Here is a 17,742-nt window from a genome sequence, read left to right as displayed (position 1 = left end):
GGTAAATATTTATTAAGCCATCAGCACCTCATGGCTTGAGTCCGTTATACTTTCTGATCATTTCCCGGGCTTTCGCTCCAGATGGTTTCAGATCGCTTTGCTGCCAATTGCCTTCAGAAGATGCCGCAGGCAATAAGACGGAACAGGTTTCATTTTTGTCGCTCACTGACCAGGTCACCCAACTGATCTTATTTTTTTCGGCCCAGTTGATCCATTCATTCCATTCCGTTTCATTAAGAGGGCCGTCACCTGTAGCTTCCATTCCAGCAGATTCAGAAATAAAAAGTGGCAAGCCTTTTTGAAGCGCATAATCACCCCGCTCCCTTAGCTGTTGTTTATGTGTTGCTGCATAAAAATGTAAGGTGTACATCAGGTTGTCGTAGCCCTTGATCGGGTCATCCGCGGCGAGATGAATATCCTGGTCCCAATGAGGCGTGCCGACTAAAATTATGTTATCAGGGTCTATTGCCCGGATCGTTTTTATCAATTCTATTGAGTAAGCTTTCACATCAATCCAGGATTGTCGTTCGGGCTCATTGAAAATTTCGTAAATGATATTAGGATATTTGCCGTACTCAGTTGCCATTTCGGTAAAGAACTTTTTCGCTTCTTCCAGCCTGATATTATGGCTATGCCAGTCGATAATGACATAAATACCTTCTTTAATGGCTGCATCTGCTACAGCCTTTACTTTTCCTTTTGACCAGGCAGGTTCTTTAATATAACCCTTGTCCGGATCGACGCCCATAGCAGCTCTTACCACATTGCAACCCCAGTCTTTTTTTAACCAATTTACGGCGCCTGCATTATAGAAGCGTGGCCACCAATTGTGCCAGCCAAAACTCATGCCTCTCAATACTACTGCTTGTCCCTGCTCATTGACAAGATTAATACCGGATACTTTTAACTTCCCATTTTCTTTAACAGGTTGCGCAACGCCAATAGACAAGATAAAAACAGAAAGGATCGATAGATAACTTTTTTTCATGCTTACAAGCTTCAACTTATAAATTGCAATTTATTTTTTAAAGAGACACAAAACGAGCAATAAAAGCTGATAAATAGGTAAAAAAGTAGCAATAACAAATAGTAGTGAAAAGGATCAATGATGAATGCTCTGCATCTCTTTCGGATCATGCTTGTACCGAAACACAAGCGGAAAAACAATACCTAACACTAATGCATAACCAGCAAAGCTAAACCAGATGCTTTGCCAATCTTTAACGCCATCCGATGTAAAATAATCTACCACCCGACCGCTGATCTTTGTGCCCAACCAGGCTCCCACTCCGTTTGTCATCAACATAAATAATCCCTGTGCACTGGCCCTGATCTTGATGTCCGCTTCTTTTTCAACAAAAAGAGATCCCGAAATATTAAAAAAGTCGAAGGCCATGCCGTATACGATCATCGATAAAATGAGCAGGAATAATCCTGACCCAGGATCACCAATACCAAACAATCCAAACCGGAATATCCAGGCAAAGATGCTCAACAGCATTACCTTTTTGATTCCAAACTTTTGAAGAAAAAATGGAATCGTCAGGATAAACAAGGTCTCGGAAATTTGAGATATTGAAAGCAATACATTAGGATGCTTTACGCCAAACGAATCCGGGTAGGTTAATTTAAAATCATCCAAAAAAGCACCGCCGTAAGCATTGGTAATTTGTAATGCCGCTCCCAGGAACATCGCAAACAAAAAGAAGATGATCATTTTCTTTCTTTTGAAAAGCACAAAGGCATCCAGTCCCAATGAGGATGCAAGGCTTTTCTTCTGACCTGTTTTGGCGGGTGGGCACTTCGGCATAGTAAACGCATATATGCCTAATAAAATTCCCGCTCCGGCACTGATGTATAATTGAAGCGGACTCTTGGTCCAGCCCGCAAGGTCCACCATCCACATAGCGACAATAAAACCAACCGTTCCCCATACCCTGATCGGCGGAAAGTCTTTCACAATATTATACCCTCTTTCCTCCAGAATAATATAAGATACAGTATTGTTCAACGCTATTGTCGGCATAAAACACATAGAATTGAAAAGCATGACCAGGTAAAGTGTATTGTACTCTGTAACCGTAGAGGCATATAATAAAAGACAGGCGCCAATGATATGACAAAGCCCAAGCACTCTTTCTGCATTGACCCAACGGTCAGCAACTATACCCAGCAAAGCCGGCATGAACAAGGAAGCAACCCCCATGGTACCATAAATATCTCCTACCTGCCAGCCTTCAAATTTCAATGTATTAAACAAATAAGCTCCCAACGATATCAACCACGATCCCCAAACAAAGAACTCCAGGAAATTCATTATAATCAGGCGGGACTTGACATTCATGCAGTGATGTTTTGTAAAATAATAAGTATTAGGAGGTAAGATAAGGATTTTTTAATGTTGCCAAATTTTATCGGACAACAAACCTTAGGACCGTAATTTTGTTTTACCAATAAATAAATTAATACGATGCCCGGAGTTTTGGCGAAAGAAATTATGGAAACGGCCGCTATCGATTCTGAACTGGCGGCGATTGCAGAGAAAGTAAGAAATAAAGAAAGAATCACCGACGAAGAAGGGGTGTTACTCTTTGAGAAGGGCAGCCTCCCGTTTTTGGGATCATTGGCAAATTCCATCCGGGAACGATTACACGGCGACACCACCTACTTCAACCGCAACTTCCATATTGAACCGACCAATATTTGTGTTTTCAGTTGCAATTTTTGTTCTTATAGCCGTCTCTATGCGCATCGTGAAGAAGGCTGGGAGCTCACAACTGATCAAATGCTGGATATTGTAAAAAGTTACGATGGCAAACCTGTCACCGAAGTGCATATCGTCGGCGGCGTTCATCCAAAGCTGACAATGTCTTTTTTTGCCGATCTGCTTACAAAAATAAAAGCACACCGTCCGGAGCTTCACATCAAAGGTTTCACTCCTGTCGAGTTGGATTATATGTTTCGCAAGGCAAAGCTTAGTGTGGAAGAAGGCATGAAACAATTGCATGAGGCCGGCCTGGATTCATTGCCGGGTGGCGGAGCCGAAATTTTCAGCCCTGAAATAAGAGAACAAATTTGTGCTGATAAAGTGGATGCGCACGGCTGGCTGGCAATTCATGAAGCGGCGCATAAGTTAGGCATGCACTCCAACGCCACCATGCTCTATGGCCACATTGAAAATTATTCTCATCGTATTGATCATATGCGCCGATTAAGAGATTTGCAGGATAGAACAGGTGGCTTTAATACCTTCATACCGCTCAAATTCAGGAATAAGAATAATGATATGAGCTCCGTTCCGGAGAGTACCATCGTAGAAGACATGAAGATGTATGCCATAGCAAGAATATATCTTGATAATTTCCCTCACCTGAAAGCTTACTGGCCTATGCTCGGCCGGCAAAATGCGCAACTGACCTTGTCATTTGGCGTAAATGATATCGATGGTACCATTGATGACACCACTAAAATCTACTCCATGGCCGGTTCTGAGGAGCAAAACCCTTCCATGAGCACAGCTCAGCTTGTTACTCTTATTAAACAGGCAAAAAGAAAACCGGTGGAAAGAGACACATTGTATCATGTTATCAGGGATTATAGCGCTATCGAAGCAAAAGAACCGGAACAGAACCCGCTTTTGAATTGATGCCAGTCATCAACATCTACATCCCCTTCCGGTAGTTAATTTTTTTTGGGGTTGCTTCGATCTTTCCGTAAATTCCCCATACAAAAACACGCATATGAATAAGGTATCTGACATTCTTGCCCGGAAAGGAAATACAGCCATTAACGTTTTACCGGAAACGACGGTATTGGATGCTTTGAAATTGATGGCCGAAAAAAATATAGGTTCTGTAGTGGTGATGGAAAACGATCATTTTTTAGGTATTGTAACAGAAAGAGATTATTCCCGCAAAGTGATACTAAAAGGAAAACATTCCGACGATACGATAGTTTCAGAAATTATGTCCAGGGATTTTCCTTCCATCAAACCATCAGACAGCGTGGAGCATTGCATGTCGCTGATGACACAGCAAAACATTCGATACCTGCCTGTATTTGAAAAGGACCGGCTCAGTGGTATTATCTCGATGAGTGATGTAGTAAAGGAAACTATTCTTGCACAAAAAGAAACAATCAATCAATTAGAGAATTATATCAGGAGTTGATTCTTCTACTTCGCTCAGTATACTTTTTTTATAGCTAGCATTCACTTAAGCTGATAGGAATATTAACGGCAAGGCCGCCATCGGCTGTTTCTTTGTATTTACTATTCATGTCCAGCGCTGTGTCCCACATTGTTTTTATTACAGCGTCCAATGAAACCTTCGCATAGTCCGGGGTGCTTTGCAAAGCTAATTGTGAAGCCGTGATAGCTTTGATAGCTCCCATCGTATTTCTTTCTATGCAGGGTACCTGCACCAGTCCCGCAATAGGATCGCAGGTCATCCCCAGGTGATGCTCCATAGCAATTTCCGCTGCCATCATAGCCTGCCGCTGGCTTCCGCCCATTGCTTCCGTTAATGCAGCAGCAGCCATCGCAGATGAAACGCCGATCTCTGCCTGGCAGCCGCCCATGGCAGCTGAAATGGTCGCACCTTTTTTGAAAATACTACCAATCTCCGCAGCCGTCAGCAGGAAACGAATGATCGACTCGTCTCTGTTGCCATCACAGAAAGCCACATAGTATTGCAACACTGCCGGAATCACTCCTGCGGCTCCATTTGTAGGCGCTGTTACCACTCTTCCAAATGATGCATTTTCTTCGTTTACTGCTAATGCAAAACAACTGACCCAATCCAGCGTATATTTAAAGCCATTGCCTCCTTGTCGTATCGCAGTCATCCACGAATCAAAATCTTCATAGACCGCTCCTGGCAATAATTTTTTATTGAGCGAAGCAGCTCGTCTTCTCACCGACAATCCGCCCGGCAATACGCCATCTGTATGACACCCCCTGTACATGCACTCTTTCATCACCTGCCAGATTTTCAAAACGCCTTCGTTCGTTTCATGTTCAGGCCTCCACGCATTTTCATTTTCCATCACTATTTCATGGATAGCAAGCCCCGTTTTTCTGCACCAATGAAGAAGATCACTCGCCGTGTTTATTGGAAACGGTAATTGCAAATCGGCAGTGGAAACAAAGTCCTCCCCTTCTTTTATTACAAAACCACCACCGATGGAATAAAACGTTTCAGCTATTGAATCTCCGTTTTTCAACTTCACCAAAAAAGTTAATGCGTTTGGGTGATAAGGCAATGATTCGGTAAACAGGAATTCAATGTCTTCTCTGGGGTCAAACTTCACTTCGTGTTTACCTGCCAGCACTATTTCTTTCATGGCAGCAATATCGTCCATCTTCGATTGAATGTTATTGACGTCAAATGTCACCGGATCATCACCACTAAGTCCCAACTGAACGGCAATATCTGTCCCATGACCATGGCCGGTTTTTGCCAATGAGCCATAGAGCAACACTTTTATTTCTGTTACGGCAAAAAGAATATTTCGTGACCTAAGTGTTTCCAGGAAACGTTGAGCGGATCTCCAGGGACCGAGAGTATGTGAACTGGAAGGTCCAACTCCTATTTTAAAAATATCGAAGACTGATATTGGTTCGTATGACAAGTAAATATGATTTTATCAAAATTACAATTAAAAAGCCTCGAACTGATAGCAGTTCAAGGCTGGTAAGCAAGTAGTAACACTATTATTGAACAGCAACCAGGTCAACTTCAAAAATCAAAATCGAATTGCCAGGAATAGAACCATAATCCTGACTGCCATATCCCAGGCTTGGTGGAACATATATCACCATTCTTCCTCCCGCTTTTATCAATGGTAATACATTTCTCCAGGCGGGTACTAATCTCCCAAGACTATAATCAACAGCAGTGGTTTGTTGATCAAATACAGTTCCATTAGTTAAATACCCTTTATACTTAAAAGAAATATTGGAACATGGGTCTGGCGACTTACCGGTACCTGTTGCTTCAATATTGTAAAAAACGCCGCTGCAATGTTGGGTTGCTGTAATTGAATTAGCACTTATATATGCCTGCAAGTTGGCTATCTCTGAAGCAGGGGCTTTGTTGGCACAAGGATCATAATCACAGTTTGATTCGTTCTTTTTGCAAGATTGGAGAAAAAGGGTAAAGATTAAAATAAAGAATAATGCTTTTTTCATACATCAATTTCAATTAGCGGCAAATGTAGGAGTTTGTATATAAAGACCAACATACCGCGGAAACGCTGCAAACCTGAAAAAATCAGGGCCTTTCTTTTTTCGCCAAAAACTCTTTATAGCGCTGCTCATTTAAATCCCATTGATGTTTCGCCGAGAAAACAGCAACAAAAACAACGATCAGCAAGGCTGCAATGACCAATACCAATATGAGTGAGGTTTGGGAGCGTATCATCATATCGGCTCTCTTATACCAGCCGGAAAAAAAATTGATGAAAATGGCAATTACGATGGCTACAGATATGGGAAGGCCAATGGCTAGTTGTTTAAGTAGTTTTTTGCGGCGAAACCTGTTGTTTTCCCAGTACACAACAAACTTTTCCTCGTCTTCGGTAAGCATAATTGCGCAAAATTAAAACATATCAGCATCAGACACTTGCATCGGCCAATCAAATTATTTATATTGTGTCTACAATTCCAACTGTCGTGAAAATACCATCCTTACTGGCCCAGTACCTTTATAACTTTAAACAATTAGATCTTCCCGGTATCGGCACTTTCGTATTAGACAATTCTGCGATTTCTTCTGTCCAAAACAGTAAACAACGCCAAACAATTCTTGAAGGAGTAAGTTTTGTCAGCAAACCGGCTGCAAAGGAGTCTGGCGGCCTTATAGAATTCATTGCTGAAAAGACTGGCAAGATGAAATCATTGGCTTCGTCTGACCTTGAATCACACCTGCAGTTGGCGCTGCAGTTCCTGAATATGGGCAAACCCTACCTGTTTGAAGGTATCGGTATTCTTACAAAATTGAAAACGGGGGAATACGAGTTTACGTCCATAGCCGTAGCAACGGATAAAATAAAAGAATTAAACACGACCGAAGACACACAGCCAGTTTCCCTCGAAGAATCAAGTTCAAAATATGACACGTTTTTAAGTGGTTCCAAAACAAAAGTTGGATGGCAGCGCCCCGTTGTTGCCGCAGCCCTGATTTTGGGAATCGGGTTGACTGTATGGGGCGGATATATCATTTCAAAGAAGAACAAGCAAACAGAAATTACCACGACTGCCAATGAACAAACTGTTCAGCCAGTAGCTAACACACCAGACACTAGCGTTATCATACCCGCCGCCGACATGGCTCCGGCAACAACTCAGGTTTTAACCCCGGAAAATTATAAATACGTTTTAGAAGTGGCCAGGAAAAAAAGAGCATTAAAACGTTATAATCAACTTATTGATATTCGCTGGAAAGTACAGATGGAAACAAAAGATTCCGTTCAGTATACATTATTCATGTTATTGCCTGCTATATCTGATACGACCAGAACACTGGATTCATTAACCGCCATGACCGGACGAAAAGTATATATCGAGTACTCCAACTGATTTCAAAAAAAGGCGTACAAGAAAATAAAAAAGAGAAGCTCATGGCTTCTCTTTTTTTCTATTGATGAATTTAGACTTTACAGGTCAGTAATAGGTTTGTATTTTGGCACAAGCGACTTCATAACCAACCAGGCTACCAGATAAGCAACAGCGCAAATAGTGAACATAATAGTATAGCCTGTCTCAATATGTCCTAATGCTTTGTAATGATCAAACAATGCACCACCCAGTTTTGACATTACCACACCGCCGATACCACCTGCCATACCACCAATTCCTACTACCGATCCAACAGCCTTTTTGGGAAACATATCTGATACCGTTGTAAAAATGTTTGCACTCCATGCCTGGTGTGCTGAAGCACCGATACCTATCAATAAAACCGGTATCCAATAGCTGATATACCCTAACGGCTGGGCTAATAAAACTACCAGGGGAATAAATGCGATCATCAGCATCGCCTTCATTCTTCCATCATATACCCTATAGCCTTTCCGGATAAAATACATCGGGAACCATCCCCCCATAATACTCCCCACCATAGCTATTGTATAAAGAATCGCCAAAGGCAGCATTATTGCTTTGTCAACAATATTATACTGTGCTTTCAAATAAGCAGGTAACCAAAATAGAAAGAACCACCAAACTCCGTCAGTCATAAACTTTCCAAAAGCAAAAGCCCAGGTTTGTTTGTATTGCAACAATTTTACCCAGGATACTTTTTTCTCTTCTTCTGCTATCTCAGGCGCCTTCTCCTCTTCGCCGGAACTGATATACGTCAGCTCGGCTGCCGACATTCTTTTTTGCCGCTGGGGTTTTTCATAATATATCCACCAAAACAGCAGCCACACAAATCCGATAATCCCCATGATGATAAAAGCCCAGTCCCAACCCCAGTTCAAACGTATCCAAGGCACTGTAAGCGGCGCCAGTATTGCGCCAACATTCGCACCGGAGTTAAAGATGCCGGTAGCTAACGACCTTTCTCTTTTGGGAAAGTATTCTGCAGTTGCTTTGATAGCGGCGGGAAAATTTCCTGCCTCACCAAATGCGAGTATGGCTCTTGAAAACATGAAGCCCATCACAGATATCGAAAATCCTACAATTCCAAACCATCCCAAAACCACCGACATGGCCTCACCAATGGGAATAGCGGCGGCATGAATGATGGCAGCCAAGGACCAAATAACAATAGCCCACGCATAACCATTTTTGGTTCCCAACTTATCAATGATTCTACCTGCAAACAACATGGAAAGAGCATAGCCAAACTGGAAAACGGCAGTAATATTTGCATAATCTGTATTGGTCCAATTAAACATTTCAGGGCTGGACAAATACGGCTGCAGCAAACTCAACACCTGCCGGTCAAGATAATTGACAGTTGTTGCAAAAAATAAAAGAGCACAAATCGTCCACCTGTATTTTCCGACGGAATTCTGCGCACTCTTTATCTCTCCCCCATCCCCGGACAGTTCAGTTTTTGTGTATTTTCCTATGGCATTCTCCATGGTGTTTTTCTCCAATCCGCTAGTGCGAATACTTTAAAAGCGATGAAAGAATAATTTTTATATAACTAAGCTAAGCACTGTTCGTTTCATTTTATATTCTCGCTTTTACCTGCTGTACTGTTTGCCGGGTGGCGTCACCAGTCTCGTACAACTTACCGACAGCCGCCGCCGCTGCAAAGTTGATGATTGCGTTCGGCTGATGCTGATGATAAAGCCCGTAAATCAAACCTGCCATAAAACAATCTCCACTACCAACTCTGTCAACTGCTTTATCGATCACAAACGTTTTTGATACGGCCTTCTCAGTTCCCTGTTGCAACACAGCAAAATAATCATTTTGTAAGCGGAATGTGTAAGCAAAGCTTGATGCCTTTTGATAATGCTTATGTAATTGAAGCATGCTGTTGCCGGTTGCTTCTATAAGTTCTTCGCTTCTTTTTCCCTCACTACTTTTTATGGGTGATGAAATCCCTAACAGGCTTTCAACGGCCCAGAGGTTTCCCATGATCACGTCACAGTATTGTACCAATTCCGGCATCACATCTTCCGGCTGCTTACCGTATTGCCAAAGCTTGGCGCGGTAATTCAAATCAACAGAAATTTTTATTCCCCTGGACGATGCGGCTTTCAATGCTTCCCTACAAACCAGTGCGGCGTTTTCATTCAATGCAGGGCTAATGGCACTAAAATGAAACCAATTACAATCCTTCAACACTTCGTCCCAATTGATCATACCGGGCTGTAATGATGCGAAAGATGAATGAGCCCTGTCATAAATCACTCCTGCATTTTTCAGATCAGCGCCCTGCGGCAGATAATATAATCCAATCCTGTCGCCCGAAAAATGAATAGCAGATATATCAATATTCCTGGCCTCCAGCTCAGTTGTTATCTCTTTACTGAAATAATTATCCGGCATGGCGGTACCATATATAACGGGCAGCTCCCATTTGGCCAAAGCCGTAGCTACATTCAACTCAGCCCCGCCAACATACACCGGCATTGATGCTTCACTGATCCATTTCCTGTTTAGCACAGGACTCATCCGCAATAATATTTCACCAAAACAAAAAACGGCCCCCTCCAAACCTCCCCCCAAAGGGGAGGCTTTCGAAGATTCATTATTAAAAATTGCTTCTGCCATTATGTTTCTTCCCTAAAAAATTATTTTAATTCATGCACGGGTGCAGGATCCATATCGGTATATACCAAATTTTCACCGGCCATTCCCCAGATAAAACCATAGTTGCTGGTACCACAACCAAAATGGGTGCTCCAGGGTGGCGAAATAACCGCTTCATGGTTGGCCATAGCGATATGCCTTGTTTGCTGTGGTTCACCCATAAAATGGAATATGCGATGTTGTTCTCCCAAATCAAAATAAAAATAAACTTCCATTCTACGGGTATGCGTATGCGGAGGAACAGAATTCCAAACACTACCAGCTTCCAAAACTGTCAGTCCCATCACCAGTTGACAGCTTCGGATGCCATCGAGGTGAATGTATTTATAAACCGTTCTTTTATTAGATGTTTCAGCCGCGCCTAAGTTAACGGGTGCAGCCTGCTCCTTTGTAAATTTTGTATTGGGATAAGTGGCATGAGCCGGCGCCGATAACAGATAAAATATAGCCGGTTCAGCAGATTGATCGCTGGAAAAACTCACTTCTTTAGTGCCCTTTCCAGCATATACACAGTCCAGTTTATTCAAGTCGAAAGATTGTCCATCGAGCACAACCTTACCCTTTCCCCCAACATTGATGATCCCTAATTCTCTTCTTTCTAAAAAATAATCAGCTCTTAACTCCGGGTGATTAGGAAGCTGTATTGATTTGTTTACCGGTTTTGCACCACCGATAATCACCCTGTCATAATGCGTATAGGTCAATTGAATTGTATCATCCTGCATGAGCGGCGATACCAAAAAATTTTCCCGGAGCTGGTCCGTGTCAAAATCTTTCGTCTCGTTTTGACTAATAGCAAAACGAATACCCATGCCCCCATTTTCAACCGGTGAAAATTGAATGTTATCTAGATAATGAAGCTTCATTTTTGTTCAATAATTTACTTTATACATTAATCATCGAAAATAATGATTACCTGTATTATAATCGCTAACCTATGCTAAATAAAAACGCTAAACATTATTTTACAATGCCAGAAAACCTGCCTGCATTTGACAATAAAATCATTGAATGGACAAGGCTAGCGGGCCATCCATCCACCATCTACAAACAACACGGTGCCGTTGACATAACTGGAAGCATCTGATGCAAGGAAAACTACAGGCCCTTTAAAATCATCCGGAACTCCCCAACGTCCAACAGGTATACGGGCTAAAATTGATTGATTTCTATCAGGATCTTCACGCAAAGCCTGGGTATTATTTGTTTCGACATAGCCCGGTGCAATTCCATTCACACAAACACCTTTGCTACCCCATTCGTTTCCAAATGCTCTTACCAAACCTGCTACTGCTGATTTGGATGCTGTATAACCCGGCACATTAATGCCACCCTGGAAACTCAATAAAGAGCAGGTATAAATAATTTTACCTCCTCCCTTTTCTATCATATGTTTTCCAAATTCACGGCCTAAAATAAACTGGGCATCCAGGTTGATGGCAATCACTTTGTCCCAATACTCATCAGGATGCTCTGCAGCCGGCTTCCGCATAATAGTGCCCGCATTACTGACCAATATGTCAATTCTGCTGTGTTCATCCTTCACCTTGTTAACGAACGCATATAAGTGATCTCTTTCTGCGATGTCAAGTTTATAATACGTAAATTTTCTGCCGGCTCCTTCCACAGCCTTTTGTGTAGCTGTATAATCACCAACCCGTGAAGTGCCGATAATATCAGCTCCTGCTTCTGCCAGCGCTATCGCCATTCCTTGTCCGATGCCGGTATCACATCCTGTTACAACCGCAGTTTTGCCTGCGAGACTAAATAATTCCAATGTTTGCATTAAGTATGACTATTTTAAAATGTTGTTTGTTTTTCTGCCTTTGGCAGAGTTAAAGACTCAAATTTAAAATAGTCGCGGACATTATTGTAACAAATATCCTGTATTATCTTTCCTGTCCATTGAATATCGTTGGGCAATTCTCCATTTTCAATTTCTTCGCCAAACAAATTGCAAAGAATTCTTCTAAAATACTCGTGTCTTGGGAATGAAAGAAAACTACGGCTATCGGTAAGCATGCCGATAAACCGGCTAAGCAATCCCATATTAGACAATGCGTTGATTTGTTTGATCATTCCATCTTTCTGATCCAAAAACCACCACGCTGAGCCCCATTGCACTTTACCTGCAACCGATCCATCATTAAAATTACCGATCATGGTAGCCATCACTTCGTTATCTGCGGGGTTAAGATTATAGATAATGGTTTTAGCCAGCTTGTTGTCAGCATCTAAGCGGTTTAAAAATTTGGCCAGGGATCTCGCCTGCGAGAAATCGCCGATGCTATCCCAACCGGTATCGGGTCCAAGTTGTGATAACCTGCGACTGTTATTATTTCTTAATGCACCCAGATGATATTGCTGCACCCAACCTTTTTCCCAATCCCATTCAGCAAAAATTACCAGCATGGCACTTTTAAACCGGAGGTTTTCCTCTGTTGAAAGATTTTTGCCGGAGCGGATCTTGTCAAAAATTGATTTAATAGCCGCCTCGGTATAATCTTCGGCATAGATATTTTCAAGACCATGATCGGATACTGAGGTGCCCATAGCAGCAAAAAAATCATGACGCTTTTTTAAAGCATCCAGGTAATCATCAAAGCTGTTGATCGAAACATTCGAAGCAGACTCCAGCTTACCGAGATATTGATTAAAGGACACAGCATCGTCCACATTCATTGCCTTATCTGGCCGGAAGGCGGGCAACACTTTTATGGAAAACTCATCGTCCCTGATCTTTTGATGATATTCAAGGGAGTCAATAGGGTCATCGGTAGTACACAGAATCTCCACGTTCATTTTTTGCAACAATCCTTTTACACTATACTCCGCCGACTGCAATTTAGCAGTGCATGTTTCATATATTTTACTGGCGCTGCCGGGGTTCAAAATATCATGAACATCAAAATAGCGCTGTAGTTCCAGGTGTGTCCAGTGATACAAAGGGTTTCTTAAAGTGTTAGGAACTGTTGCTGACCATTGTTGAAATTTTTCCCAGTCACTTGCTTTGCCGGTGCAATAGTCCTCATTGACACCATTGATGCGCATCGCTCTCCACTTATAATGATCGCCATACAACCAGGCCTGTGTCAGGTTTTCAAAATTGATATCATTAGCGATCTGCTCCGGTGGCAAATGATTATGATAATCGATCACCGGCATTTGCTTCGCAAAAGCATGATACAGCTGTTGGGCCGTTTTATTTTGCAATAAAAAATTTTCGTCTAAAAATTTTTTCATACCATCTTTTTAAAATCTGTAATTATAAAGAAACACCGCGTTTCCAGGGAATAAAATCGTCCTGGTTCAGCGATACGGCTTTGGGTATCACTTCACCACTGGCAGCTTTAATGCAATATTCCATTATTTCCTCTCCCATTTGTTTAATGGTCTTATCCCCTTCCACAATCGGACCGCAGTCAATGTCAATGATATCACTCATTCTTTTGGCAAGAGAAGAATTGGTAGCAACTTTGATTGTTGGGCAAACGGGATTGCCTGTAGGTGTTCCGAGTCCCGTAGTAAACAAAATAAGCGTAGCACCACTGGCAGCTTTACCAGTTGTAGCTTCTACATCGTTGCCGGGTGTGCAAACAAGATTTAAGCCGGGCTTTACAGCCGGCTCTGTGTAATCCAATACATCTTCAACCGGCGAAGTACCTCCCTTGCGGGCAGCACCTGCACTTTTGATAGCATCAGTTATCAATCCATCTTTTATATTGCCGGGCGACGGGTTCATGTGAAATCCCGATCCGACTTTCGTAGCAGCATCACTATAAGCGGTCATCAACTGAATAAACTTTTTTGCCGCTGCTTCATCCTTTGTACGATCGATTAAGTTTTGTTCGGCACCGCATAGTTCCGGAAACTCTGCCAGCAATATTTTACCGCCCAGGGCTACCATCATATCAGAAAAATACCCAACGGCGGGATTAGCAGATATGCCGCTGAAACCATCGCTACCACCACATTTAACGCCTACCACCATTTTATCCAGGGAAGCTGGTTTTCTTTCGAGCTTGTTTGCTTCAATCAAACCTAAAAACGTTTTGCGTATCGCCTCCGTTATGAGTTGCTCTTCGCTTTGCGATTGCTGTTGTTCAAAAATGTATAGCGGTTTGTCAAAATTTGGATTACGCTCCTTTAAATCGCTTTGAAAATCCTTTACCTGGAGATTTTGACAACCGAGGCTTAACACAGTAACACCTGCTACATTGGGATGATCAGCGTAGGCTGCTAATAGCTTACTTAAAACAGCGGCATCCTGCCGGGTACCTCCACACCCGCCCTGGTGATTTAAAAATTTAATTCCATCCACATTTTTAAACAACCTCACCCCCGGCCCCTCTCCAAAGGAGCGGGGAGAAAGATCAACGTTTGAAATATCTTCTCCTTTTTTATAAACCTCTATAAGCTGATGTGTTTTCTGTTTGTATTTATCGGTAACTGCATAACCCAGTTCGTTGTGCAATGCTTCACGGATGACGTCGAGGTTCCTGTTCTCACAAAAAACAGTTGGAATAAATAGCCAATAATTAGCCGTGCCCACTCTCCCGTCGCTGCGATGATAACCATTAAAAGTGCGGTTCCTGAATTTGCTAACATCCGGGGCCTGCCATTTATAGTGATAGGGTCTGTAGGTAAATGGTTCGGCAGCATGCTTAACATTTTGTGTTGTCATGAGCCCACCAGCAGGAATAGCCTGCTGCGCCTTACCTACCAGTACGCCGTACATGATCACTTCATCGCCGGCTTTCATATCGTTCACAAAAAACTTATGTTTCGCCGCTATCTCATCTGCCAAAACAAAGTTTTCGCTTTCGTACTGTACCGACTCGCCTTTTGATAAGTTTTTGAGAGCCACCAGCACATTATCCTTCGGATGAATTTTCAATACGTTCTGTTTCATCAATTTATCGCTTTTGCCGGTTGTGAAATTTGTTGTAATACAGCAACCGCGCCGTTGTCAATTAACTCCTGCAATTTACCGGAAACCGCTGCAGTAAAATCAGCATGGCTGCCCAGGTTAGTTTCCCAAAATGCCTCATCTGATAAAATATCTACTACTAATTGGTGAGCACTGGTTGCAGTTTGCCATTTTTTAGCAAACCATGCTGCATTATCATCGTTGATATGATACCGTTTGCCGTTCAGTTCTCCATAATACTTTCCATCATCAGCCAGTTCTGCCTTCATAAAAAACAGGTGACCAGCCATGCCAGTCGCCATATACTCTGGTACTGCGCCAAACCGATCCAGGTATTTTTTAATCACCGGGATATTCCGCAATTTCATCTTTGATGAATACTGCATGGTAATACTCAACCATTGGTGATCAATATGGGGATTGCGAAAACGATCCAACACTTTTGCCGCAAAGTCTTTTGCAGCTTCAATACTGAGGTTAGCACTGGTGATAGAAGGCGCTATTTCCTGCATCATGAGATGACTGATATAGGCAGAAAAATTTTCATCGTCCATTGCCTGCTTCACTGTTTGAAACCCGGCCAGGTGTGCTAAACCGCAACTAAATGTATGCGACCCGTTCAATAAGCGAAGTTTTAATTCACGGAAAAACTCAATGTCACCGGTAATGATTACACCTTTGTCTGCTTTGCTGAATGACAATATATCCTTCACCTCTTTTTTATCTGATTCAATAGCCCACAGACGATATACTTCACTCATGATCATGAGATCATCTGTATAGCCTGTTTCTGTATCCATCTTTGATTGCATAGCGGCCGGCAACTTACCCGGCACAATACGATCTACCAACGAATTGCAGAAATAATTGGCATTTTCCAACCAATCCATAAACGCATATTCCAAATTATTTTGGTGAGCCAGTTCTTCAATAATCGCTTCCAGTTTCGCCCCGTTATCGATGATCAGTTCAGTAGGGATAATCACCATTCCCTTAGAAGGATCTCCGTTGAAAACCCTGTAGCGTTTATATAAAAATGCTAATAGTTTGGCAGGAAATGATCGTGGTGGTGATGCCTGCAGGTCGTCGTCAGCATCCAGCACAATACCCACTTCGGTTGTATTGGAAATGATCACCTGCATATCTGGATTAGCGGCACACTTTAAAATTTCTTCCCATTGCGTAGCAGCCGACAGCACCCTGCTGATGGCGGAATGAATAATGTTTTCTTCAATGGTATTACCATCTTCTATTCCTCTTACACAAAGCGTATATAACCCATCCTGCTGGTCAAAGGCATCGGCGCCCCCACTGGCTGTTGACTTTATGACCACAACTCTTCCATTGAAAATATTTTGGCGGTTAGCCTTATCAATAAAATAATCAGGCAAGCCGCGAAGCAACACCCCCGTGCCAAACTGCAATACCTTTTCCGGCAATGCAAATAAACTTTCATCCGGAATGACCACAGCATTTTTCGGGTCAATCGCTTTCAAATTCTTTTTAGACAGTTGCATATATCAATTCTCCTCAGGATTCCACCTGTTTTTAAAAACCCATTTTACATTTATGTCGCCTGCATCTACCGAAGCAGGAAGATTATTTGCATACCATTTAAAATCATTCCCTCCTTCACGACGGCAATTATAATAATATATTCTTTCGCCCCATTGAATGATATTGGCAGTTTGTACACGATAAATGGCAGAATCCCTCATATTCCTGGCAAACTCACAATTGATGAGGTAGAATTGTGCATCGCGATGGTAACGGCCCAATAAAAAACCATCATACCCTTTGAATGTACAGTTGACCAGTACCGTTTTGGAATCTTCTGCTTTGGAACCATCATGCCAGATAGCCGCTGTGCCCGTGTGTGTAATGAATTCACAATTTTCGGCCCAGGCCCATCCCCGCGGGCAATAAAAATCAACACCGCCTTCCATCACGCAATCCTTGAAATACCACATGCCGTCATCCACATTCCAGGGGCTCACTGTATCTCCGCCAAATGCTTTGAAATGACAATTGATGGCTTTCATTCTGGTTGCATTCATTGTTCTTAATGCCATTTGGTGGCTATTCTTTACCAACTTTTTTTGACGGGTGATGGTATCGGAAGTGCAGTGAATTATTTTCTCATCTTTAAAATCAAAACCAAAACTGTTGGTGATGGTCAGGTTTTTCAGTGTAATATCATCAGCGCCTACATTCATTGTGGCTACACCCCAATCATCCGCATGGCCGCAACGCCATTCATCTCTTGCAATAGACGCAGTGATTATCGTTTTGTTCCTGTCTTCGCCTTCAAAAATGATATTGCTTTTTTCGATATAAAGCTTTTCGTTATAGATCCCGTTTTTTATAAATATCGTCCGGGGTTCAGGCGACGAGCCGGCAATGGAGTTGATAGCTCCCTGTATGGTTTTGAAATCACCCTTGCCTTTGGCATCAACAACAATTTTTTTCTGAGCAATCCCGCAGAAAAAAAACATTAACACCGGTATCAATAAACTATATGTTTTACTTTTTTTCACTT

Annotated in this window: 16 protein-coding genes; 3 read left to right on the top strand and 13 right to left on the bottom strand. The window is 42.3% G+C overall.

From position 1 onward, the window contains the following. Positions 1-28 precede the first annotated feature (28 nt). Complete coding sequence (locus P2W73_RS09900; RefSeq protein ID WP_276501867.1) at positions 29-988, bottom strand: glycoside hydrolase family 5 protein; 960 nt, start codon at positions 986-988, stop codon at positions 29-31. A gap of 114 nt (positions 989-1,102) precedes the next feature. Then, complete coding sequence (locus P2W73_RS09895) at positions 1,103-2,344, bottom strand: nucleoside permease (protein ID WP_276501866.1); 1,242 nt, start codon at positions 2,342-2,344, stop codon at positions 1,103-1,105. Positions 2,345-2,470: 126 nt separating this feature from the next. Here P2W73_RS09895 and mqnE point away from each other — a divergent pair, with 126 nt between their 5' ends. Both mqnE and P2W73_RS09885 read left to right on the top strand, forming a co-directional pair. Further along, positions 2,471-3,646, top strand: coding sequence for an aminofutalosine synthase MqnE (gene mqnE / locus P2W73_RS09890; RefSeq protein WP_276501865.1), 1,176 nt, complete (start codon positions 2,471-2,473; stop codon positions 3,644-3,646). Positions 3,647-3,740: 94 nt separating this feature from the next. Next, entirely contained in the window at positions 3,741-4,169 is a 429-nt protein-coding gene (locus P2W73_RS09885) for a CBS domain-containing protein (protein WP_276501864.1), read from the top strand. A gap of 34 nt (positions 4,170-4,203) precedes the next feature. On the opposite strand, the gene P2W73_RS09880 is transcribed toward P2W73_RS09885, so the two are convergent. The 3 genes from P2W73_RS09880 to P2W73_RS09870 form a co-directional block, all read right to left on the bottom strand. Then, positions 4,204-5,631 carry an L-serine ammonia-lyase gene (locus P2W73_RS09880; protein WP_276501863.1) on the bottom strand — a complete coding sequence of 476 codons (1,428 nt, stop codon included), beginning with the start codon at positions 5,629-5,631 and terminating at the stop codon, positions 4,204-4,206. Positions 5,632-5,713: 82 nt separating this feature from the next. Further along, entirely contained in the window at positions 5,714-6,190 is a 477-nt protein-coding gene (locus P2W73_RS09875) for an FKBP-type peptidyl-prolyl cis-trans isomerase (protein WP_276501862.1), read from the bottom strand. 82 nt (positions 6,191-6,272) lie between these two features. Continuing rightward, positions 6,273-6,587: a hypothetical protein gene (locus P2W73_RS09870; protein WP_276501861.1), complete on the bottom strand. Its 315-nt coding sequence runs from the start codon at positions 6,585-6,587 to the stop codon at positions 6,273-6,275. Between the two features lie 65 nt (positions 6,588-6,652). On the opposite strand from P2W73_RS09870, the gene P2W73_RS09865 reads away from it, so the two are divergent. Continuing rightward, on the top strand, positions 6,653-7,579 hold the full coding sequence (locus P2W73_RS09865) for a hypothetical protein (RefSeq protein WP_276501860.1): 927 nt from the start codon (positions 6,653-6,655) through the stop codon (positions 7,577-7,579). A 77-nt stretch (positions 7,580-7,656) separates the two neighbouring features. On the opposite strand, the gene P2W73_RS09860 is transcribed toward P2W73_RS09865, so the two are convergent. From P2W73_RS09860 to P2W73_RS09825, 8 genes are all read right to left on the bottom strand, one after another. Then, on the bottom strand, positions 7,657-9,090 hold the full coding sequence (locus P2W73_RS09860; protein WP_276501859.1) for an MFS transporter: 1,434 nt from the start codon (positions 9,088-9,090) through the stop codon (positions 7,657-7,659). Between the two features lie 91 nt (positions 9,091-9,181). Further along, positions 9,182-10,177: a sugar kinase gene (locus tag P2W73_RS09855; RefSeq protein WP_276501983.1), complete on the bottom strand. Its 996-nt coding sequence runs from the start codon at positions 10,175-10,177 to the stop codon at positions 9,182-9,184. A 77-nt stretch (positions 10,178-10,254) separates the two neighbouring features. Then, positions 10,255-11,139, bottom strand: coding sequence for a 5-dehydro-4-deoxy-D-glucuronate isomerase (gene kduI / locus P2W73_RS09850; protein ID WP_276501858.1), 885 nt, complete (start codon positions 11,137-11,139; stop codon positions 10,255-10,257). 155 nt (positions 11,140-11,294) lie between these two features. Then, a complete protein-coding gene (gene kduD, locus P2W73_RS09845) occupies positions 11,295-12,059 on the bottom strand; it encodes a 2-dehydro-3-deoxy-D-gluconate 5-dehydrogenase KduD (RefSeq protein WP_276501857.1) in 765 nt (254 codons plus the stop codon). A 14-nt stretch (positions 12,060-12,073) separates the two neighbouring features. Next, positions 12,074-13,516, bottom strand: coding sequence for a glucuronate isomerase (gene uxaC / locus P2W73_RS09840; protein ID WP_276501856.1), 1,443 nt, complete (start codon positions 13,514-13,516; stop codon positions 12,074-12,076). A 22-nt stretch (positions 13,517-13,538) separates the two neighbouring features. Then, on the bottom strand, positions 13,539-15,185 hold the full coding sequence (locus P2W73_RS09835) for a UxaA family hydrolase (RefSeq protein WP_276501855.1): 1,647 nt from the start codon (positions 15,183-15,185) through the stop codon (positions 13,539-13,541). Next, complete coding sequence (locus P2W73_RS09830; protein ID WP_276501854.1) at positions 15,185-16,720, bottom strand: tagaturonate reductase; 1,536 nt, start codon at positions 16,718-16,720, stop codon at positions 15,185-15,187. The genes P2W73_RS09835 and P2W73_RS09830 overlap by 1 nt, the downstream gene beginning before the upstream one ends. Before the next feature lie 3 nt (positions 16,721-16,723). Continuing rightward, positions 16,724-17,740: a pectinesterase family protein gene (locus tag P2W73_RS09825; RefSeq protein ID WP_276501853.1), complete on the bottom strand. Its 1,017-nt coding sequence runs from the start codon at positions 17,738-17,740 to the stop codon at positions 16,724-16,726. Between the last annotated feature and the right edge of the window lie 2 nt (positions 17,741-17,742).

This window comes from Terrimonas pollutisoli, assembly GCF_029360765.1.
GTDB lineage: Bacteria > Bacteroidota > Bacteroidia > Chitinophagales > Chitinophagaceae > Terrimonas_B > Terrimonas_B pollutisoli.
Note: the sequence above shows the minus strand (reverse complement) of the source record. Positions and strands in the feature narration are given on the sequence as shown.

Bases quoted from the DNA above. Each gene is read 5' to 3' on its own strand.
- P2W73_RS09900 (WP_276501867.1), bottom strand. From the start codon at position 988: ATGAAAAAAAGTTATCTATCGATCCTTTCTGTTTTTATCTTGTCTATT.
- P2W73_RS09895 (WP_276501866.1), bottom strand. From the start codon at position 2,344: ATGAATGTCAAGTCCCGCCTGATTATAATGAATTTCCTGGAGTTCTTT.
- mqnE (WP_276501865.1), top strand. From the start codon at position 2,471: ATGCCCGGAGTTTTGGCGAAAGAAATTATGGAAACGGCCGCTATCGAT.
- P2W73_RS09885 (WP_276501864.1), top strand. From the start codon at position 3,741: ATGAATAAGGTATCTGACATTCTTGCCCGGAAAGGAAATACAGCCATT.
- P2W73_RS09875 (WP_276501862.1), bottom strand. From the start codon at position 6,190: ATGAAAAAAGCATTATTCTTTATTTTAATCTTTACCCTTTTTCTCCAA.
- P2W73_RS09870 (WP_276501861.1), bottom strand. From the start codon at position 6,587: ATGCTTACCGAAGACGAGGAAAAGTTTGTTGTGTACTGGGAAAACAAC.
- P2W73_RS09860 (WP_276501859.1), bottom strand. From the start codon at position 9,090: ATGGAGAATGCCATAGGAAAATACACAAAAACTGAACTGTCCGGGGAT.
- kduI (WP_276501858.1), bottom strand. From the start codon at position 11,139: ATGAAGCTTCATTATCTAGATAACATTCAATTTTCACCGGTTGAAAAT.
- kduD (WP_276501857.1), bottom strand. From the start codon at position 12,059: ATGCAAACATTGGAATTATTTAGTCTCGCAGGCAAAACTGCGGTTGTA.
- uxaC (WP_276501856.1), bottom strand. From the start codon at position 13,516: ATGAAAAAATTTTTAGACGAAAATTTTTTATTGCAAAATAAAACGGCC.
- P2W73_RS09835 (WP_276501855.1), bottom strand. From the start codon at position 15,185: ATGAAACAGAACGTATTGAAAATTCATCCGAAGGATAATGTGCTGGTG.
- P2W73_RS09830 (WP_276501854.1), bottom strand. From the start codon at position 16,720: ATGCAACTGTCTAAAAAGAATTTGAAAGCGATTGACCCGAAAAATGCT.